Source organism: Paracoccus denitrificans (assembly GCF_900100045.1).
Classification (GTDB): Bacteria; Pseudomonadota; Alphaproteobacteria; order Rhodobacterales; family Rhodobacteraceae; genus Paracoccus; species Paracoccus denitrificans.
Window position 1 is genome coordinate 94,990 of sequence record NZ_FNEA01000012.1, and the last position, 17,720, is coordinate 112,709.

Annotated in this window: 15 protein-coding genes and 1 pseudogene; 13 read left to right on the plus strand and 3 right to left on the minus strand. The window is 66.3% G+C overall.

Going from position 1 to position 17,720, the window contains the following annotated elements; genetic code table 11:
- Positions 1-150: 150 nt before the first annotated feature.
- The 7 genes from trkA to BLT64_RS12425 all read left to right on the plus strand — a co-directional run bounded on the left by trkA (position 151) and on the right by BLT64_RS12425 (position 8,254).
- Positions 151-1,527 carry a Trk system potassium transporter TrkA gene (trkA, locus tag BLT64_RS12395; RefSeq protein WP_011750356.1) on the plus strand — a complete coding sequence of 459 codons (1,377 nt, stop codon included), beginning with the start codon at positions 151-153 and terminating at the stop codon, positions 1,525-1,527.
- An 8-nt stretch (positions 1,528-1,535) separates the two neighbouring features.
- A complete protein-coding gene (locus BLT64_RS12400; protein WP_011750355.1) occupies positions 1,536-3,158 on the plus strand; it encodes a potassium transporter TrkG in 1,623 nt (540 codons plus the stop codon).
- A gap of 80 nt (positions 3,159-3,238) precedes the next feature.
- On the plus strand, positions 3,239-3,472 hold the full coding sequence (gene hfq, locus BLT64_RS12405) for an RNA chaperone Hfq (protein WP_010394165.1): 234 nt from the start codon (positions 3,239-3,241) through the stop codon (positions 3,470-3,472).
- Positions 3,473-4,780 (plus strand): GTPase HflX, encoded by a 1,308-nt coding sequence (gene hflX / locus BLT64_RS12410; protein WP_011750354.1) that lies wholly within the window; start codon positions 3,473-3,475, stop codon positions 4,778-4,780.
- A gap of 459 nt (positions 4,781-5,239) precedes the next feature.
- Positions 5,240-6,247, plus strand: coding sequence for a TRAP transporter substrate-binding protein (locus BLT64_RS12415; RefSeq protein ID WP_011750353.1), 1,008 nt, complete (start codon positions 5,240-5,242; stop codon positions 6,245-6,247).
- Positions 6,248-6,302: 55 nt separating this feature from the next.
- Positions 6,303-6,935 (plus strand): TRAP transporter small permease, encoded by a 633-nt coding sequence (locus BLT64_RS12420; RefSeq protein WP_011750352.1) that lies wholly within the window; start codon positions 6,303-6,305, stop codon positions 6,933-6,935.
- Positions 6,932-8,254: a TRAP transporter large permease gene (locus BLT64_RS12425; RefSeq protein ID WP_011750351.1), complete on the plus strand. Its 1,323-nt coding sequence runs from the start codon at positions 6,932-6,934 to the stop codon at positions 8,252-8,254. The genes BLT64_RS12420 and BLT64_RS12425 overlap by 4 nt, the downstream gene beginning before the upstream one ends.
- A gap of 45 nt (positions 8,255-8,299) precedes the next feature.
- Here BLT64_RS12425 and BLT64_RS12430 read toward each other — a convergent pair whose 3' ends face one another.
- The 3 genes from BLT64_RS12430 to BLT64_RS12440 are packed head-to-tail and all read right to left on the minus strand — an operon-like array spanning position 8,300 to position 11,538.
- Entirely contained in the window at positions 8,300-9,805 is a 1,506-nt protein-coding gene (locus BLT64_RS12430; protein WP_011750350.1) for a fumarate hydratase, read from the minus strand.
- Between the two features lie 9 nt (positions 9,806-9,814).
- Complete coding sequence (locus tag BLT64_RS12435) at positions 9,815-10,789, minus strand: LysR family transcriptional regulator (protein WP_011750349.1); 975 nt, start codon at positions 10,787-10,789, stop codon at positions 9,815-9,817.
- Complete coding sequence (locus BLT64_RS12440) at positions 10,786-11,538, minus strand: class I SAM-dependent methyltransferase (protein ID WP_011750348.1); 753 nt, start codon at positions 11,536-11,538, stop codon at positions 10,786-10,788. The genes BLT64_RS12435 and BLT64_RS12440 overlap by 4 nt, the downstream gene beginning before the upstream one ends.
- Before the next feature lie 311 nt (positions 11,539-11,849).
- Between BLT64_RS12440 and BLT64_RS12445 the strand changes: the two genes are divergently transcribed.
- The 6 genes and pseudogenes from BLT64_RS12445 to BLT64_RS12470 all read left to right on the plus strand — a co-directional run bounded on the left by BLT64_RS12445 (position 11,850) and on the right by BLT64_RS12470 (position 17,660).
- On the plus strand, positions 11,850-13,262 hold the full coding sequence (locus tag BLT64_RS12445; RefSeq protein ID WP_011750347.1) for a hypothetical protein: 1,413 nt from the start codon (positions 11,850-11,852) through the stop codon (positions 13,260-13,262).
- A gap of 14 nt (positions 13,263-13,276) precedes the next feature.
- Positions 13,277-13,660, plus strand: a complete 384-nt coding sequence (locus BLT64_RS12450; protein ID WP_011750346.1) for a VOC family protein — start codon at positions 13,277-13,279, stop codon at positions 13,658-13,660.
- A gap of 106 nt (positions 13,661-13,766) precedes the next feature.
- Positions 13,767-14,930 (plus strand): annotated as a pseudogene (locus BLT64_RS12455) (acyl-CoA dehydrogenase family protein).
- The gene (locus BLT64_RS12460) at positions 14,930-16,036 is read left to right on the plus strand and encodes a CaiB/BaiF CoA transferase family protein (protein WP_011750345.1); all 1,107 of its coding nucleotides are present in this window, start codon (positions 14,930-14,932) and stop codon (positions 16,034-16,036) included. Before BLT64_RS12455 ends, BLT64_RS12460 begins: the two are co-directional and overlap by 1 nt.
- The gene (locus BLT64_RS12465; protein ID WP_011750195.1) at positions 16,033-16,866 is read left to right on the plus strand and encodes an HTD2 family dehydratase; all 834 of its coding nucleotides are present in this window, start codon (positions 16,033-16,035) and stop codon (positions 16,864-16,866) included. Before BLT64_RS12460 ends, BLT64_RS12465 begins: the two co-directional genes overlap by 4 nt.
- The gene (locus BLT64_RS12470) at positions 16,860-17,660 is read left to right on the plus strand and encodes an HpcH/HpaI aldolase/citrate lyase family protein (RefSeq protein WP_011750344.1); all 801 of its coding nucleotides are present in this window, start codon (positions 16,860-16,862) and stop codon (positions 17,658-17,660) included. Before BLT64_RS12465 ends, BLT64_RS12470 begins: the two co-directional genes overlap by 7 nt.
- Positions 17,661-17,720 lie beyond the last annotated feature (60 nt).

The following is a 17,720-nucleotide window of genomic DNA, read 5'->3' on the forward strand; positions in this document are numbered from 1 at the left end:
GTGCTTAACGGCTTCTTCGTTCCATAAATACTCATGCGACCGTTCGGCCGGCGCCATCGGTGCAGCGCTCGCGCCGGCGTTTTCCCTGTATCGGTCGCTGGCGCCTCGCGCTAGGATCGCGTCTCACCAAGGGCATGAACCGGGGTCGGAATGAAGATCATCATCTGCGGGGCTGGGCAGGTCGGCTGGCATATCGCGCGCCATCTTGCGGGCGAGCGCAACGATGTCACCATCATCGACACCAATGCCGAACTGATCCGGCGGGCCACCGACGCGCTGGACGTGCAGGGTGTGACCGGCTTCGCCAGCCATCCCGACGTGCTGGACCGTGCGGGCGCGCGCGACGCCGACCTGATCATTGCTGCGACCCATTCGGATGAAGTCAACATGGTCACCTGCCAAGTGGCCCATTCCGTCTTCCAAGTGCCGCGCAAGATCGCGCGGCTGCGCAGTTCGGCCTATCTGGACGCGATCTATTCCGATCTCTACCGCACCGATCACCTGCCCATCGACGTGGTTATCAGCCCCGAGCGCGAGGTGGCGCGGGCGGCGATGCAGCGGCTTTCGGCGCCCTCGACCTTCGATGCCGAGACCTTTCTGGAGGGGCGGCTGCATCTTCTGGGGATCTCGCTGGAGCCCGACAGCCCGGTGCTGAACACGCCCCTGCGCCAGCTTAACGACATGTTCATCAGCCTCAGCGCCGTCGTGGCCGGGGTGCGGCGCGGCGGCAAGCTGTTCGCGCCCGAGCCGGGCGACCAGCTTTTCGAGGGCGACCAGGTCTATGTCTTCACCCTGACAGAAGACGTCGCGCGCACGCTGGAGATTTTCGGCAAGCCCATGGCCAAGCAGGAAAGCGTGGTCATCATCGGCGCCGGCAACGTGGGCCTGGCCGTCGCGCAATCGCTGGAAGCGCGTCCCGAGCGCATCCGCGTCAAGCTGATCGAGCGCAGCCGTGCCCGGGCCGAGGATGCCGCCGATGCGCTGAACCGCACCATCGTGCTCAATGGCGACGGGCTTTCGGCCGAGTTGCTGGAGGAGGCAGCCGTGCCGCGCGCCGATGCGGTTCTGGCCATTACCGACGACGACAAGACCAACATCCTTGCCGCCGTGCGCGCCAAGCAGGCCGGCGCCAAGCTCGCGATCTCGCTGGTCAACGACCCGACGCTGATGTCGTTGATGGAGCCCCTGGACATCGACGCCTTCATCAACCCGCGCGCCAGCACCGTCTCGACCATCCTGCGCCATATCCGGCACGGGCGGGTGCGCGACATCTATTCCATCGGCGACGCCGAGGCCGAGGTGATCGAGGCGCAGGTGCTTTCGACCTCGCCCATCGCGGGCCGGGCGGTGCGCGACATCGAGTTTCCCGAAGGCGCGCTGATGGGCGCCGTGCGCAAGGGCGAGCGCGTGGTCAAGCCGACGGGCGACCTGCGCATCGAAGAGGGCGACATCGTGGTGATCTTCGCGCTCGTCTCCGACATTCCCGAGGTCGAGCGCCTGCTTCAGGTCTCGATCGACTTCTTCTGAGGCCGGGGATGGGGCTTTTGCTGCGCCTGCCGCTGATCGTGATCCTGGGGGCCATCGGTGCGCTGGCCATGGTGCTGCCGGGGCTGTATGCGCATGCGTTGGACAGCCACAAGATCGGCTCGATCTTCCTGGGGACGGCGGGGCTGTTCGTGATCCTGGCCGCGATCCTGGGCCTTGCCACGGCCGACCGGCCCGAGGGCCTGCGGGCGCGCGGCGTGCTTCTGACCATGCTGGGAACCATGGTGCTGTTGCCGGCCATGCTGGCCGTGCCCTTTGCCCTGGCCCTGCCCGATACCGGCTTCTTCAACGCCTGGTGGGAGATGATCTCCTGCCTGACCACGACCGGGGCCTCGCTTTACTCGGCCGATCTGCTGCCGGCGCCGTTGCATCTGTGGCGGGCGATCGTCGGCTGGCTGGGGGGCTTGTTCATGCTGGTCGCGGCCATTGCGCTGCTCGCGCCCTTGCGGGTCGGGGGCTTCGAGATCATGTCCTCGCCCTATGGCCGCAGCGAGCGGTTCGAGCGGCTGCCGCGCTCGGCCGATGGGCCGGACGCCCTGGCCCCGCTGACGCATCCCGCCTTCCAGACCGAACTCGCCGATCCGGTGCATCGGGTGATGCGGGCGGGGCGGGTGGTGCTGCCGGTCTATGCCGGGCTGACGCTGTCGATGTGGATGCTGCTTCTGATGCTGGGCGAGACCGGGCTGGTGGCGCTGACCCGCGCCATGGGCACGCTTTCGACCAGCGGCATCAGCCCGGTCACGGGCCCGGCCGGGCAGGGCAGCGGCATCGCCGGCGAGGTGGTGATCTTCCTGTTCCTGATCCCGGCACTATCGCGCCGCTTCTGGCCGGGCGGCGGCGAGCTCAAGGCCAGCGAAAGCTGGGTCGGCGATCCCGAGTTGCGCATGGCGGCCGGCGTGGTGCTGCTGATCTCGGCCGTGCTGTTCGCGCGGCATTTCGTCGGCGCCATCGGCGTCTCTCCGACCGGCGCCAAGGGGGTCCTGGACACGCTCGACAGCGCCGCCTCGGCCGCCTGGGGCGGTATCTTCAACGGGCTGAGCTACCTCACCACGACCGGCTGGAACTCGGTCGAATGGCAGGGCGCGCGCAACTGGTCGGGGCTCAGTTCGCCCGGCCTGATGCTGGCGGGGCTTGCAATGATGGGTGGGGGCGTCGCCACCACGGCGGGCGGCGTCAAGCTGCTGCGGGTCTATGCGCTGGCGCGGCATTCCGAACGCGAGCTGGAGCGGATCGTGCATCCCGCCTCGGTCGGCGGCGGCGGGCTGATGGCGCGGCGGCTGCGGCGCGAGGGGGCCTATCTCGCCTTCATCTTCTTCATGCTTTTCGCCAGTTCCATCGCCGTGACGGTGATGCTGATCTCGCTGCAACGCATCGAATTCGATTCGGCGACCATCCTGTCCATCGCGGCGCTCACCAATACCGGCCAGCTTGCCGGTGCCATTCCGCTGACGCCGACCTTCCAGGGCTCGGCCGGCATGGCGGGCGCCCCCTGGGCAGGCTGGGCGGGGCTTCCGGGGCTGACCAAGGCGGTGCTGGCCGGGGCCATGATCGTCGGCCGGGTCGAGACGCTGGCGATCCTGGCGCTGGTCTCGCCGGAATATTGGCGTCGCTAGGCGGGATCACATGCTTGCAAGCCGCTGCCCGCTCGCCTAAGTCTTGAAAACCCGCGATAAGAAAGAACAAGGTGCCCCGAATGGCCGGCGACAAACAGAACCTCCAGGACGCTTTTCTGAACCATGTGCGCAAGGGCAAGGTTCCGGTTACGATTTTTCTTATCAATGGTGTGAAATTGCAGGGCGTCATCACCTGGTTCGACAATTTCTGCGTGCTCCTGCGCCGCGACGGTCAGTCGCAGCTGGTCTACAAGCACGCCATCTCGACCATCATGCCGGGGCAGCCGATCAGCCTCTATGAGGGCGAGGACTGATTGGCCGAACCGACGGAAACCCGCGAACGCCCGACCCGGGCCTATGTGATCCATCCCGATCTGGGCAATTCGCGCACCCGCCGTTCGCCGGATCTGGCCCTGGAAGAGGCCGTGGCGCTGGCCCACGCGCTGCCCGCCATCGAGGTGACGGGGGCCGAAGTGGCACGGCTGCGCAATCCCGATCCGGGCATGCTGTTCTCCAAGGGCAAGCGCGAAGAGATCGGCCAGCACCTGGAGGCCGCCGCCGCGGGCGAGGGGGCCGAGCTGGTGCTGATCGACGGGCCGGTCACCCCGGTCCAGCAGCGCAATCTGGAAAAGGAATGGGGCGTCAAGATCCTCGACCGCACCGGGCTGATCCTCGAGATCTTTGCCGACCGGGCGCAGACGCGCGAGGGCGTCTTGCAGGTGGAACTGGCGGCGCTGGCCTATCAGCGCACGCGGCTGGTGCGGGCCTGGACCCACCTGGAACGCCAGCGTGGCGGGCTTGGCTTCGTCGGCGGCCCCGGCGAGACCCAGATCGAGGCTGACCGCCGCGCCATCGATGAGCAGGTGGTGCGCCTGCGCCGCCAACTCGAGCGCGTGGTCAAGACGCGCGAGCTGCACCGCAAGGCCCGTGCCAAGGTGCCCTATCCGATCGTCGCGCTGGTCGGCTATACCAACGCCGGAAAGTCCACGCTTTTCAACCGTCTGACCGGGGCCGAGGTCCTGGCGCAGGACCAGCTTTTCGCCACGCTGGACCCGACCATGCGGCAATTGACGCTGCCCGGTGGGCGCCGGGTGATCCTGTCCGATACGGTGGGTTTCATCTCGGACCTGCCGCATGAACTGGTCGCCGCCTTCCGCGCCACGCTGGAAGAGGTGCTGGCGGCCGACCTGATCCTGCATGTGCGCGACATCAGCCATCCCGAGACCGAGGAGCAGGCGGGGGATGTCGGCGAGATCCTCGATTCGCTGGGCGTCGAAGAGGACGTGCCGCTGATCGAGGTCTGGAACAAGATCGACGCGCTTTCGCCGGAGACCCGCGCCGCACTTCAGCGCACCGACGCACGGACCCAAGGCGTGCAGGCGATCTCGGCGCTGTCGGGCGAGGGGCTGGATACGCTGCTGGCCGCCATCGAGGCGCGCTTGGCAGAGGTGCTGGATGAGCCGCGCCGCGAGGCCGAACTGGTGCTGCCGCATTCGGACGGGCGGCGCCGGGCCTGGCTGCACGAGCAAGGCGTGATCACCGCCGAAGAGGTGGCCGAGGATGGCGTGCGCCTGCGCCTGCGCTGGACGGATCGGCAGAAGGCGGCCTTCCAAGCGCTTTGACGGCGCTCGCGCGGCGTGACGTCGGGCTGGACGGTTGGGCAATCTGCCTGCCGCCGGGCATCCTCTGTGCCATCAGGATCGTGCAGATGTTCCGGGTCGGCTCGGACCTTTCCGCCGGTGGTCGGCATCTGCTGGTCAGGTGAGAGGAAACCGAGAGCGGGAAGCCTTGGGAACCGGACGTGACGGCACTACCGGCAGCGCGCGGATATGTCGCGCCCGGCATCTGCCGGCGCGGTCCAAGGCCCTGATGGGAATGGCATCCTCCCGCAGGAGGATCGAACTGGCATATCATAATTATATGACTGATATACGGATCATATATTTGATGTATCTGTCCCGCTATGCGCATCCTCGACCCTGTCCGGCCAGGGATGCCTGCGAGGGAGCTTCGACAGCGCAGCCCGCCAGCCGGTGAGGAGAACGCCCGCATCGCCGATGCGGCACCAGGGAGGGAAGTTCATGTTTACTCGTCGCAGTTTTGCCGCAATGGCTGGGGCCGCCATCATCGCCTTGTCCACCGCCATGCCGGCACTGGCGCAGAACCCCATCGTCATCAAGTTCAGCCATGTCGTCGCGCCCGATACGCCGAAGGGCAAGGCGGCCGTCAGGTTCAAGGAACTGGCGGAGCAGTATACCGACGGCGCGGTGAAGGTCGAAGTCTATCCCAACAGCCAGCTCTACAAGGACAAGGAAGAACTCGAGGCCCTGCAACTGGGTGCGGTGCAGATGCTGGCGCCGTCGCTTGCCAAGTTCGGGCCGCTGGGGGTGCCGGAATTCGAGCTGTTCGACCTGCCCATGCTGTTCAAGGATCGCGACGACCTGCGCAAGATCACCGAGGGCGAGATCGGCGATGCCCTGCTGGGGAAACTGGAGGCCAAGGGCATCATCGGGCTCGCCTATTGGGACAATGGCTTCAAGATCATGACCGCCAATTCGCCGCTGGTCCATCCCGACGATTTCCTGGGCCTGAAGATGCGCATCCAGTCCTCGAAGATCCTGGAGGCGCAGTTCGAGGCCCTTGGCGCCGTGCCCCAGGTCATGGCCTTTTCCGAGGTCTACCAGGCGTTGCAGACCGGCGTCGTGGACGGGACCGAGAACACGCCGTCGAACACCTATACGCAGCGCGTCAACGAGGTGCAGAAATACGGCAATGTCTCCAACCACGGATATATCGGCTATGCCGTCATCGTGAACAAGGCGTTCTGGGACGGGCTGGACGAGGGCGTGCGCGCCGATCTGGAAAAGGCGATGGCCGAGGCGACGGCCTATGCCAATGACATCGCCGAAGACGAGAACGCCACCGCCCTGCAAGCCATGCGCGATGCCGGAAAAACCGAATTCCACGACATGACCGAGGCAGAGCGTGCCGAATGGTTCGAGGTGCTCAAGCCCGTGCATGAGAGCATGGCAAAGCGGGTCGGTGCGGATCTTATCCGGCAAACCTATACCGCACTCGGGATCGAGTGACGGCCGCAAATAGGGGACGCCTAAGCGCGTCCCCTTTTCATACGAGGGGTTTGCCATGATTCTGCGCATCCTCGACCGCTTCGAAGAAATCCTGATCTCGGTGCTGATGGCCCTTGCCGTCGCATTGATCTTCGTTGCGGTCGTTCATCGCTTTTCGCTGGGCACCGCCGCCGACCTGGTCGGTTGGGCCCGTGCCCACGATATGCCCGGGCTGCAGGATACGGCCCGGTCGATCTTCAGATGGATCAACTCGCTCAAGCTGACCTGGGCGCAAGAGACCTGCATCTACCTGTTCGTGTGGATGGCGAAGTTCGGCGCGGCCTATGGGGTGCGCATCGGCATCCATGTCGGCGTCGATCTTCTGGTGCAAAGCCTGACGGGAACCGCGCAGAAGGCCATGACCGTCGTCGCGATGTCGGGCGGGATCATCTTTACCGCGATCATCGCCTGGATCGGGACGGATTTCGTCTATCACACCTGGAAGGGCGGCCAGATCTCGCCGGATCTCGAGATCAAGATGTGGATCGTCTATCTGGCCGTTCCGGTCGGTTCGGCGCTGATGTGCTTTCGCTTCGTTCAGGCGCTGTGGCTGTATCTGACCACCGGCCATGTCGCCCATCACGATATGGGCTCGGTCGAAGGCGTGCAGGAAGAGGCCGACGATATCGCCAAGGGAGGTCACGGATGACCGCGCTGATCATTTTCTTCATCCTGTCGGTGCTGCTGATCACCGGCATGCCGGTCTCGATCGCGCTGGGGCTGACGGTGTTCACCTTCCTGTTCGGCTTCACCAGCATTCCGATGGACAGCATCGCGCTGAAGCTGTTCACCGGCATCGAGAAGTTCGAGATCATGGCGATCCCGTTCTTCATCCTGGCCGGCAACTTCCTGACCCATGGCGGCGTGGCCAGGCGGATGATCCGTTTCGCGACCTCGATGGTGGGGCACTGGTATGGCGGCATGGGGCTGGCGGCGGTGCTGTCCTGCGCCATGTTCGCGGCGATCTCGGGCTCCTCCCCGGCGACGGTGATGGCGGTCGGGTCCATCATGATCCCCGCCATGGTGCAGATGGGCTATCCGGCAAAGTTCGGCGTGGCGACGGTTGCGACCGCGGGCGGCCTTGGCATCCTGATCCCGCCGTCGATCGTGATGGTGATGTATTCGGTCGCGACCTCGGGCATGATGGTGACCGGCCCCGATGGCGCGCAGGTGATGGCCCCCTCGATCGGAGAGATGTTCATCGCCGGCGTCGTGCCCGGGCTGCTCCTGGCGGCGATGTTCGGAGTGACGACCGTCTGGCGGGCATGGCGCAACGGCTATCCCCGCCTGGATCGCGCAAGCTGGCGCGACCGCTGGAAGGCCTTTCGCGAGTCGGTCTGGGGCCTGATGCTGATCGCCATCATCATGGGCGGCATCTATGGCGGCCTGTTCACGCCGACCGAGGCCGCCGCGGTCAGCGCCGTCTATGCCTTCTTCATCGCCGTCTTCGTCTACAAGGACATCAGGCTGCGCGACGTGCCGCGCGTGCTGCTGAATTCGGCCGCGATGTCGGCGATGCTGCTCTACATCATCACCAATGCGGTGATGTTCGCCTTCATCCTGACGTCCGAGCAGATCCCGCAGGCCTTGTCGGCCTGGATCGTCGACCTGGGCCTGGGCTGGGTTGGGTTCCTGCTGGTCGTCAACGTCATGCTGCTGGTCATCGGCATGGTGATGGAGCCGTCGGCCATCGTGCTGATCATGGCGCCGATCCTGTTCCCGGTGGCCGCGAAACTGGGCATCGACCCGGTGCATTTCGGCATCATGATGGTGGTGAACATGGAGATCGGCCTCTGCACCCCGCCGGTGGGCCTGAACCTCTATGTCGGCTCGGCGATCTCCCGGCTGGGGCTGACGCAGGTATCGGTGGCGGTGGTGCCGTGGCTGCTGACCGCGCTGATCTTCCTGGCGCTGATCACATACATACCGGCCATCACCCTGCTGTTGCCGAACCTGCTTGGGTTCTGACTGCGGTTCTGAACAGGAAGGGGCTGCGAAAGCGGTCCCTTCGCGTCACGCCCGGGGCGGCGGCATCCGCCATTGCCGCGGGCCGCTGGCATGGACCGAGGTGCCGCGCGCGTCCACCGCCACCGTGACCGGCATGTCCCTGACGGTGAATTCGTGGATCGCCTCCATGCCAAGATCCTCGAACCCCAGCACGCGCGCCTCGCGGATCGCCTGCGAGACCAGATAGGCCGCGCCGCCCACCGCGACCAGATAGGCGGCGCCGTTCCGGGCGATGGCCTCGATCGTCTCCTGGCCGCGCTCGGCCTTGCCGATCATCACCGACACGCCCAGCGTTTCCAGCATCATGTCGCTGTAGCGGTCCATCCGGGTCGAGGTGGTGGGACCGGCCGGCCCGACCACCTCACCGCCGACGGGATCGACCGGGCCGACATAATAGATCGCACGGTTGCGAAAGCTGACCGGCAGGGGCTTGCCCTCGGCCAGCATCTGCTCGATCCGGCGATGGGCGGCGTCGCGCCCGGTCAGCAGGCGCCCGGACAGCAGCAGGGTCTCGCCCGGCCGCCAGCTTGCGATCTGCTCGCGGGTCAGGCGGTCCAGGTCGACGCGGCGGGCATCCTTCCAGGCGTCGCGAAAGTCGAGTTCGGGCCAGTCGGACAAATCGGGCGGAACCAGCCGCGCCGGCCCGGATCCGTCCAGCGTGAAATGCACATGGCGCGTCGCCGCGCAGTTCGGCACCAGCGCCACCGGCAGCGAGGCGGCATGGGTGGGAAAGCTGCAAACCTTCACGTCCAGGACCGTCGTGATGCCGCCCAGGCCCTGCGCGCCGATGCCAAGCGCATTGACCCGGTCCATGATCTCCAGCCGCAGCTCCTCTTCGGGGGTCGCGGGGCCACGCGTGCGCAGCTCGGTCGCATCGATCGGCTGGTTCAGGGCCTGTTTCGCCATGACCATGGCCTTGTCCACGCTGCCGCCGATGCCAAGGCCCAGGATGCCCGGAGGACACCAGCCCGCGCCCATCGCCTCGACCGTCCCGACCACCCAGTCGGCGACATCGGCCGAGGGGTTCAGGACCGCGAATTTCGTCTTGTTCTCGGAACCGCCGCCCTTGGCCGAGACGTCGAACTCGACCGAGGTGCCAGCGACCATCTCGACATGCAGCATGGCCGGGGCATTGTCGCTGGTGTTGCGCCGCCGCCCGAACGGATCGGCCACGACCGAGGCGCGAAGCGGATTGGCATCGTTGCGATACGCCCGGCGCACGGCGTCGTCCACGATCTCTTGCAGCGGCCGGTCCCAGTCCAGTTGCGCCCGCACGCCGATCCGGGCGGTGATGTTGGCGACGCCCGTATCCTGGCAGATCGGCCGGTGCCCCATCGCGGCCATGCGGGAATTGACCAGGATCTGCGCCATGGCGTTCCTGGCCGCCGGGCTTCGCTCGGCCGCCCATGCCGCCGACATCGCCCGGATGAAATCGCGCGGATGGTAATACGATATGAACTGCAGGGCGTCGGCCACGCTGTCGATGACATGGCCTTCGGTGATCGCGGGCATGGCTGTTCCTCAGGGGGGCGGCTTGGCGGGTTCCTCGGCGGCAAGGACCGTGGCACCGATCCAGCGGTGATTGCGGACCAGGTCGCGCAGGATCTCGCGCGCAAGCGCCCGCACGACGGTGACCGCATTCGTCATCGGCCGGTCCGCGGAATGCGCCAGATGCACGGTCCGGCGGATCGCCGGCTCGCCGATGGGCCAGCTCAGCAACCGGCCCTCGGTGATCTCGGGGGCAATGGCGTTCTCGGGCAGCACCGAATACCCCAGCCCCTCCCCAACCAGCAGCTTGATGTTGCTGTACGAATCGACATCCATCACGGTGTTCAGCTCCTGCGCGGCCGAAAGCGCCTGGCGCTTGAGCAATTCCCGCAATCCATGCCCTTCGCCGGGCAGGATCAGCGGCTTGCGTGTCACTTCGGCCATGGGGATGGGCTTGCCGGGTGCGGGCAGGTCATCCCTTGCGGCCAGGTGGGCAGGGCCGAAGAACCGCAGCGTCTCCTCCAGCAGGGCCTCGGTCGAGATGCCGTGCTCTGCCGCCTGACCGTAGAGCACGGCAAGGTCGATCCGGCCCTCTCGCATCCATTCCAGCACGAAGCCGCTCATCGCCTCGGCGATGCGCAGCTTGATCTTGGGGTAGCGCAAGTGAACGGCGGTGATCAGCGGCACGGCCAGGATCTCGCCGATCGTGCCGGGAAGGCCCAGACGGACCTCGCCCGCGGGATCGTTCTCATGGCCGCGGATCTCCTCCTCGGCGACGGCAAGCTGGTCGAGAATTGTCCGGGCATGGCGCAGCAGGATCGCCCCCGCCTCGGTCGGCTCGACCCCGCGCGGGCTGCGAAACAGCAGCGGCGTGTCCAGCCCGGCCTCCATGTTGCGCACATGCAGCGACAGCGCCGGCTGGGCGACATGCAGGAATTCGGCGGCACGCGAGAACGAGCCGTGTTCGACGATGGCCACGAAATAGCGAAGCTGGCGGATGTCCATCATGGTCGCCCCCCGGAATCCTCGGCCCGCGCCAGCGTCCAGCAGACCAGGGGCTGGACGAGCACCGCCTTGCCGTCCCGGACGCGGATGTTGTCGCGCCATGCCCGCGCCAGCGCCGCGGCATTGCCTTGCGCCAGCGCCGCGCGATCGGGATCGACGCGGGCCAGGTAATCCACGAACTCCTCCAGGTCGCGGAACCGGCTTTCGCGGGTCCAGCGGCGGAGATCCCGCAACACGATCCGCCCCTCGGAAATCAGGGACTCGACGGCTTGCACCGCTTTTTGCCGGATGGCGGATTCATCCTCGACCGGGCGCATGGCGCGAAAGAAGCTGCCCGTGGCAAGGGGTTCGACAACATGAAGCAGCCCCCCCGGACGCAGGACGGACAGCGCATTCAGGACGGCGCCGGTCATGGCGGGAGGTTCCACATGATGCAGCGCGTTGACGAAACAGGCCGCATCGAAGGGGCGCAACTCGGGCAGCGCCTCGGCATGCGCTTCGATAAAGGTGACCGACGGCAAGCGGGCACGGGCGCGCGCCAGCGCCTCGGCCGAAGGGTCCAGTCCGGTAACGTCGAAGCCCGCCTCGTGCAGCAGGGCGGTGATCGTGCCATCGCCGCAACCCAGTTCCAGGATGCGCCGCGACCTTGCCTCGCGCAGGCTGGTGATCAGGACGCCCGCCGTATCGGAGCTTACCGAGCGTGCCCGGGCCAGGAGATCTTCCGGCTTTTCCAGTGGATTCGGGTGCTGCATCTCATCCTCCTGCCTTCCGACGATATGCGGAGCATGTGTGAGCCAAAACTTCAAGTAAACATCACGTCCCGCATTATATAAGAAAGTTATGGCCGGCTTGTCGAAATCTTATTGGACGGGAGGTTGCCAGGTCCCGCATCCTGACACTGGAACGTGGGGGCGAAGAATGAACCGGACGGCAGAGATGCGCCAGGTCTGGCCGCAGGGCCGGAGGCAGTGATGGCTGCCAGAGGATTGCGGCAAATGCTGGACCCTGCCTCGACCCGGGAGTTCCCAACCGCCATGAAGGCAAGCCCGGAGCGTTGCGCGGGATGAGTCCGGGCCTTCGATCCGGCATCCTGGGAATTTCCGGGCTGCTTCCCGCCGGTGCGATGCTTGCCACGGTCCTGTGGGAATACAGCGCCAGCCCGCCGGCGGCGGCGCTTGCCGGCGGCTTTGCGCTGGCCGGTGTCATCGCATTCAGCCTTGCCGACCGCACGGCGCCGATCATCTTCGTCCTGGTCGGCATCGCCATGGCCGGCGCGGCGGTCGCCACCCGCCCCGACTGGTTCGAGGGAACCTGGACGGCGGTCGAGCGCGGCAGCTTCGTCGTCGCGCTATATACTGCCCTGACGGCCATTCGCATCGCCGCCATGGGCTCGGGCGAGATCGTGGAATGCGGCCGCTTCCTTGCCGGGCAAAGGCCGGGCCTGCGCTATGTGGCGCTGACCATCGGCGGTCATCTTTTCGGGCTGATCCTGCTTTACGGCTCCATCGCATTGCTTGGCTCGCTGGCCGCGGAAAGCACCGCGCGCGAGGCCGATGCAGAGCTTCGACGCCATCGGCTGCGGCGCATGCTGGTCGCCATCAACCGGGGCTTTGCCGCCACGCTGTGCTGGTCGCCCCTGGGCTTTTCCATGGCGATCACCCTGACATTGGTGCCGGGTGCGGACTGGAGCGCCGTGGTGGTGCCGTGCTTGCTGAATGCCGTGCTGATGATCCTTGTGGGATGGGGGCTGGACACGGTCTTCAAGCCGCGGCTCGCCCAGCCCGCGCCGGTCCGCGCGGTGCCCGCAGGAGGCTGGCTGCTTCACCTGCGGCCGTTGCTGCTGCTGCTGGGTGCGGTGGTCGTCGGCGTCGCCTTGCTGCACGAGGCGACGGGGGTTGATGTCATCGGTGCGGTGATGTCCTTCGCCCCCATCGTCGCCATCGCCTGGATCTGGCTTCAGGGGGCGCGCATGCCCGCCGGACGGCTGGGCCATGTCGGCCATCGTCTCGGCGAATTCCTGGGACGAGAGCTTCCGGCCTATGGCGGCCAGATCGTCCTGCTGTTCATGGCGGCATTCATCGGCAGCCTGGGCGCCTTTCTGCTGGTGCCCCTGACGCCCCGCCTTGGGCTGGATTTCTCGGTGCTGCCGCCCTTGCTGATCGTGGTTGCCATGGTTTGGCTGGTGCCCCTGGCCGGGCAACTCGGCATGAACCCGATACTCTCGGTTTCGCTGATCGTGCCGCTTTTGCCGTCGCCTGCGGCGATGGGCATTCATCCAGCGGCGCTTGTCGCGGCGATCACCGGAGGGTGGGCGATCAGCGGCACGACATCGCCCTTCACGGCTTCGGTCCTGCTTGTCGGAAGCTATGGCGGAGTGCCCGCCCGAGAGGCGGGGCTGCGCTGGAACGGACCTTATGCGCTGCTGATGGGATGCACGATCTCGGTCTGGGTGCTGATCCTTGCGGCAGCGATGTAGAATGCGGGTTGCCCATGATCGACCGTCTTGACCACCTGGTGCTGACCACCACTGACGAACGCGCCTGCATCGAATTCTATGTCGGCCTCTTGGGGATGCGGCTGGAAACCTTTGGCGCAGGCCGCAAGGCGCTCCGTTTCGGCGAGCAGAAGATCAACATTCACGTCAAGGGCCGCGAATTCGAGCCAAAGGCGCATCTGCCGGTCCCCGGCGCCCTGGACCTGTGCTTCATCGCCGACCGGCCCCTGGACGATGTCATCGCCATGCTGAGCGCAAAAGACGCAGCCATCGTCGCAGGTCCGGTGCGGCGCACGGGGGCGACGGGGCCGTTGCGGTCGATCTACCTGCGCGACCCGGATCTGAACCTGATCGAAATCTCGGAATTGGTGACTGAGTGATCTCTTTCCGTTATGTCTGCTAGCATCATCATATATTTGATATATCGTCCTTTGGACGGCAATCTCCGACCCGACGACCGCGAATGCGGTTCACAGGGAGATCTCGATGATTCACGATCGCAGTGATGGGTATCAGGACATTCGCGACGCGGTGCGTGCGCTTTGCGCCGAATTTCCGGACGAGTATCACCGCAGGATCGACGAGGCCCGGGCCTATCCCGAGGAATTCGTCGATGCGCTGACGAAGGCGGGCTGGATGGCGGCGCTGATCCCCGAGGAATACGGCGGCTCGGGACTGGGCCTGACCGAAGCGTCCGTGATCATGGAGGAAATCAACCGGGCGGGCGGCAATTCCGGTGCCTGCCACGGCCAGATGTACAACATGAATACGCTGATCCGGCATGGCTCGGAAGAGCAGCGCCGGAAATACCTGCCCAGGATCGCCTCGGGCGAGTTGCGCCTGCAATCCATGGGCGTGACCGAGCCGACCACCGGCACCGATACCACCCGGATCAAGACCACGGCCGTCAGGAAGGGCGACCGCTACGTCATCAACGGCCAGAAGGTCTGGATCAGCCGGGTGCAGCATTCCGACCTGATGATCCTGCTGGCGCGGACGACGCCGCTGTCCGAGGTGGGGAAAAAGACCGAAGGCATGTCGATCTTCATCGTCGACGTGAAGGAAGCGATGAAATCGGGCATGGAAGTGCGCCCGATCCCCAACATGGTCAATCACGAGACCAACTAGCTGTTCTTCGACAATCTCGAAATCCCCGCGGAGAACCTGATCGGAGAGGAGGGCAGGGGCTTCAAATACATCCTGACCGGCCTGAACGCCGAGCGTACGCTGATCGCCGCCGAATGCATCGGCGACGGCTACTGGTTCACCGACCGCGTGGTGAAATATGTCAGCGAGCGAAACGTGTTCGGCCGCCCCATCGGCCAGAACCAGGGCGTGCAGTTCCCCATCGCCGAGGCCTTCATCGAGGTCGAGGCTGCGAACCTGATGCGCTTTGAAGCCTGCCGGCTTTACGATGCACATCAGGATTGCGGCGCCCAGGCCAACATGGCGAAATACCTTGCCGCCAAGGCCAGCTGGGAGGCCGCGAATGCCTGCCTGCAATTTCACGGCGGCTTCGGCTTTGCCTGCGAATACGATATCGAGCGCAAGTTCCGCGAGACGCGGCTCTATCAGGTGGCGCCGATCTCGACCAACCTGATCCTGTCCTATGTCGCCGAACACGTCCTCGGCCTGCCAAGGAGCTTCTGATGGCCCGGCTACCTCTGGAAGGGCTGACTGTCGTCGCCATCGAGCAGGCCGTCGCCGCCCCCTTCACCACGTCGCGGCTTGCCGATGCGGGCGCGCGGGTGATCAAGATCGAGCGGCCCGAGGGCGATTTCGCCCGCGGCTACGACGATGTCGCCAAGGGCCAGTCGAGCTATTTCGTCTGGCTGAACCGGGGCAAGCAAGCCGTCACGCTGGATCTGGCCTCGGATGACGGCAAGGCCGAGCTGGCGCGGCTGCTGGACGGCGCCGACGTGCTGATCCAGAACCTCAAGCGCGGGGCGCTGGCCAGGCTTGGGTTTTCCTTCGAGCGCCTGGCACGCGACTGGCCGCGGCTGATCACCTGTTCGATCACCGGCTACGGCGAGGGCGGCCCGATGGCCGACCGCAAGGCCTATGACCTGCTGATCCAGGCGGAATCCGGTCTTTGCTCGATCACCGGCGGCCCCGGCGACCCGGCGCGGGTCGGCATCTCGCTCGTCGATATCGCCACCGGCGCCACCGCCTATGCCGCGATCCTCGAGGCGCTGATCCGGCGCGGCGTGACCGGCGAGGGTGCCAACATCTCGGTCTCGATGTTCGACGTTATGGCCGACTGGCTGACCGTGCCGCTGCTGAACCACGAAGGCGGCAAGTCGCCCAGGCGCATCGGCATGGCGCATCCCTCGATCGCGCCCTATGGCGTCTTCACCACCAGGGACGGCGTCCAGGTGCTGATCGCGGTGCAAAGCGACCGCGAATGGCGCAACCTGGCCTCGGTGTTCCTGGGCAAGCCGGAGCTGGGCAGCGACCCGAGGTTCGCCACCAATGTCGTCCGCGTGACGAACCGGGCCGCGACCGATGCGGCGGTGGCCGAGGGCTTTGCCCGCAGGACGGCCGTGGACGCGATAGCGGCCCTGCAGGCGGCGGATGTGGCATTCGCCTCGGTGAACGACATGGAAACGCTCTCGCGCCACCCGCATCTGCGCCGCATTACCGTCGACACCCCGAAGGGCCCGGTCAGCTACCCCGCCCCCGCCGCGATTTTCGTCGGCGAAGAACGTGACTACGGCCCGGTGCCGGAGCTGAACAAGCTTGAGGTGACGACATGATCGACATCGATCATCTGCGCCGGTGGATCGGCCGTTCCGAGGAGCAATCGGAGCTGGTCACCGATTCGCTCATTGGCCGCTTCAATGCTACCTTCGATCTGGAGGGCCGGCCCCGGGACGGGGATGCCGCCCCGGTGATGATCCACCTGTGCCTTGCGCCCCCGGCCGCGCCCACGTCGGGGCTTGGCCCGGACGGGCATCCGGCGCGCGGCGGCTTCCTGCCGCCGGTGCCCCTGCCGCGCCGGATGTGGGCCGGCGGCGCAATGCGCTTTCACGACGATATCCGGGTGGCAGAGCGCGTGACCCGCCGCTCGACCATTCGCGACGTGACCGTGAAGGAAGGCAGGACCGGCGTGCTCTGCTTCGTCACCGTGGATCACCGCATCGAAAGCGCCGGTCGCCTGGTCGTCGAGGAGCGGCAGGATATCGTCTATCGCAACGCCGATGCCCCCGGCGGCGCGAAGAGGACGCCCGAGCCTGCCCCGCATGGCGCGCATCGGGTGGTGGTCCAGCCCTCGGCGCCGCTGCTGTTTCGCTATTCCGCGCTGACCTTCAACGGCCATCGGATCCATTACGACACACCCTATGTCCGCGAGGAAGAGGGCTATCCGGGCCTGATCGTTCACGGGCCGCTTCAGGCGACGCAATTGGTGCAATTCGCCGAGAAGATCAGCGGCAGGCGGCCGGCGCGGTTCGAGTTTCGATCTCTCTCCCCCCTGTTCGACATCGCCGACTATACGCTGAACGCCGTCGAGGACGGAGAGGGGCTGAGGCTGTGGACGTCCTATGCCGATGGGCCGGTCGCGATGGAGGCGCGGGCGACGTGGTGACCGATATCCGCGCCCCTTTGTTCGTGCCCGCGAACCGGCCGGAGCGTTTCGCCAAGGCCGCCGCGTCGGGCGCCGATGCGGTGATCCTGGATCTTGAGGATGCGGTGGCGGCGGAGGCGAAGGACAGGGCGCGCGCGGCGCTGGACACGGGCTTCACCGACCTGCCGGTGATCGTGCGCATCAATGCCTGCGGCACCGAATGGCACGAGGCCGACGTGGCGGCGGTGGCGGCGCTGCGCCCGGCCGGTGTGATCCTGCCCAAGGCCGAGGATGCGGAGATGGTTGCCGGGGTCGCCGCGGCGCTGGACGGGGTGCCGGTGATCGCGCTTGTCGAAACAGCGCGCGGCCTTGCCAATGCCCGCGCCATGGCGGCGGCTGGCGTCGCGCGGCTGGCCTTCGGTTCGGTCGATTTCTGTGCCGACCTCGCCTGCGCCCATCTGCGCGAGGTGCTGCTGCCGGTGCGCCTTGAACTGGTGTTGGCCTCGCGTCTGGCAGGTATTGCCGCTCCCATCGACGGGGTGACGGTGCAACTGGACGATCTTTCGGTCAGCCATGACGATGCCGCCCATGCCCGTGCGCTGGGAATGACCGGCAAGCTCTGTATCCACCCCAGGCAGATCACCGAGGTTCGCCGGGCTTTTGCCCCGACCGAAAAGGAAATCGACTGGGCCCGGCGTGTGATCGCCTCGGGCGATGGCGCGGCCTCGGTCGATGGCGCGATGGTGGACGAGCCGGTGCGCATCCGCGCCCGTGCCATCCTGGCCGAGGCCGGCTCAGGGGCCGGCCGATCCTGAACTGCTCCTGCTCTGCGACAGACGGGTCACCATGGGATCCGGGGCGATTTTCGGCGTGAT

Excerpts from the sequence above, each read along its gene's own strand:
- trkA (WP_011750356.1), top strand. The coding sequence starts at position 151 with ATGAAGATCATCATCTGCGGGGCTGGGCAGGTCGGCTGGCATATCGCG.
- BLT64_RS12400 (WP_011750355.1), top strand. The coding sequence starts at position 1,536 with ATGGGGCTTTTGCTGCGCCTGCCGCTGATCGTGATCCTGGGGGCCATC.
- hfq (WP_010394165.1), top strand. The coding sequence starts at position 3,239 with ATGGCCGGCGACAAACAGAACCTCCAGGACGCTTTTCTGAACCATGTG.
- BLT64_RS12415 (WP_011750353.1), top strand. The coding sequence starts at position 5,240 with ATGTTTACTCGTCGCAGTTTTGCCGCAATGGCTGGGGCCGCCATCATC.
- BLT64_RS12420 (WP_011750352.1), top strand. The coding sequence starts at position 6,303 with ATGATTCTGCGCATCCTCGACCGCTTCGAAGAAATCCTGATCTCGGTG.
- BLT64_RS12425 (WP_011750351.1), top strand. The coding sequence starts at position 6,932 with ATGACCGCGCTGATCATTTTCTTCATCCTGTCGGTGCTGCTGATCACC.
- BLT64_RS12430 (WP_011750350.1), bottom strand. The coding sequence starts at position 9,805 with ATGCCCGCGATCACCGAAGGCCATGTCATCGACAGCGTGGCCGACGCC.
- BLT64_RS12435 (WP_011750349.1), bottom strand. The coding sequence starts at position 10,789 with ATGATGGACATCCGCCAGCTTCGCTATTTCGTGGCCATCGTCGAACAC.
- BLT64_RS12440 (WP_011750348.1), bottom strand. The coding sequence starts at position 11,538 with ATGCAGCACCCGAATCCACTGGAAAAGCCGGAAGATCTCCTGGCCCGG.
- BLT64_RS12445 (WP_011750347.1), top strand. The coding sequence starts at position 11,850 with ATGAGTCCGGGCCTTCGATCCGGCATCCTGGGAATTTCCGGGCTGCTT.
- BLT64_RS12450 (WP_011750346.1), top strand. The coding sequence starts at position 13,277 with ATGATCGACCGTCTTGACCACCTGGTGCTGACCACCACTGACGAACGC.
- BLT64_RS12460 (WP_011750345.1), top strand. The coding sequence starts at position 14,930 with ATGGCCCGGCTACCTCTGGAAGGGCTGACTGTCGTCGCCATCGAGCAG.
- BLT64_RS12465 (WP_011750195.1), top strand. The coding sequence starts at position 16,033 with ATGATCGACATCGATCATCTGCGCCGGTGGATCGGCCGTTCCGAGGAG.